The 1,335-nt window shown below is 36.3% G+C and carries 2 protein-coding genes and 1 pseudogene; all 3 read left to right on the top strand.

From position 1 onward, the window contains the following. Positions 1-134 precede the first annotated feature (134 nt). Positions 135-590, top strand: a complete 456-nt coding sequence (locus AC1Q59_RS24755) for a YhcN/YlaJ family sporulation lipoprotein (RefSeq protein WP_492368525.1) — start codon at positions 135-137, stop codon at positions 588-590. A gap of 17 nt (positions 591-607) precedes the next feature. Next, positions 608-1,087: a stage V sporulation protein AC gene (gene spoVAC, locus AC1Q59_RS24750; RefSeq protein ID WP_492368524.1), complete on the top strand. Its 480-nt coding sequence runs from the start codon at positions 608-610 to the stop codon at positions 1,085-1,087. Next, a pseudogene (locus tag AC1Q59_RS24745) lies at positions 1,087-1,335 on the top strand (stage V sporulation protein AD); the annotation flags it as partial. The gene spoVAC and the pseudogene AC1Q59_RS24745, both read left to right, overlap by 1 nt.

The raw sequence follows: 1,335 nt of genomic DNA, 5'->3' as shown, positions 1-1,335 counted from the left end.
TTGAACCACGTGTTCAACAAATCGAACAAGAAGAACCTCAATACAAACAACAATAAAGAGTATGGCGAAAAGGTTGGTTGAGAGGCCAACCTTTTTTAAGCATTCCAATACTGGTAAAACATGGAGGTGATTTCATGAAAGTGAAAATATTATTTTTCATTTTAATCCTTATCGGATTGGGTTCAGGGTGTAACGGAAACCAAAATCAGTTAGACCATAATAATGATTTGGGTATTTCACAAGTACATACAAGTAAACTAATTGATCAATCTGTTGCCAATCATGCTAAAGAAAAGATTATCACTAAGGAAGAAATTTCGGATGTAAAGGCTGTGAATACAGATAATGAGCTTTTAATAGCAATAAAAGTCGGAAATTTCAACCGTTTCCGATTAAAAAATATCGAGAAGTCAGTTAAATCTGACTTAAAAAAAATGTATCCAGATCATAAAATATTTGTTTCGAGTGATAAAAAAATATTCTGGGAACTCGAAAACATAGAACAGAGACTAAAAAAAAACGATACGAATAAGAAAAACTTAAAAAAGGATTTAAATAAACTGAAAAGTCTTATGAAGGAACAAACATAAAGAGAAAGGATCGAGTTATGTCTAATAATCAAAAGAAACAACTCACTCCTGTGCAACAGGAATACCAAAAATTGCAAAAACAACGAGAGATTAAAAGACCGGTTGTTAAAAATTGTATAAAGGCCTTTATAACTGGTGGACTTATCTGTCTGATCGGTCAGGGTATTTCTGACTTTTACATTTATTTTTTTGATTTTACTGAGCAAACGGCCGGAAATCCGACAGTGGGTACGTTAATTTTTATTACGATGCTTCTTACTGGTTTTGGTGTATATGATCGAATGGCCCAATTTGGAGGGGCTGGAACAGCTGTACCCGTAACCGGTTTTGGCAATGCGGTCATATCACCTGCCATTGAGCATCGTTCCGAAGGATTTGTACTGGGCGTAGGCGGCAACATGTTTAAATTAGCAGGGGCGGTTATTTTATTTGGTGTTTTTTCCGCTTTTGTCATTGCCTTCATCAAAACCATTTTAATCCAGTGGGGTGGTTTATAATGCTTGCAGGTCATCGCACATGGATTTTTGAACAAAATCCTGTCATTATCTCCACTGGAACCATTGGTGGTCCGTTTGAAGCCAATGGGGCTATCCCAGATGACTTTGATACTCTTCACGCTGATTTATGGCTTGGACAAGATTCCTATGAAAAAGCACATAAAGTCCTTTTCGAAGAAGCTTGTCAAAAGGCAATGGAAAAAGGAGGAATCCAAAAAGATCAGGTTCAATTTATCCTTGCAGGGGAT

It is taken from the genome of Cytobacillus sp. MT66 (genome assembly GCF_058792595.1).
The sequence above is the reverse complement of the archived record's forward strand: the minus strand, read 5'-3'. Positions and strand labels throughout refer to the sequence as shown.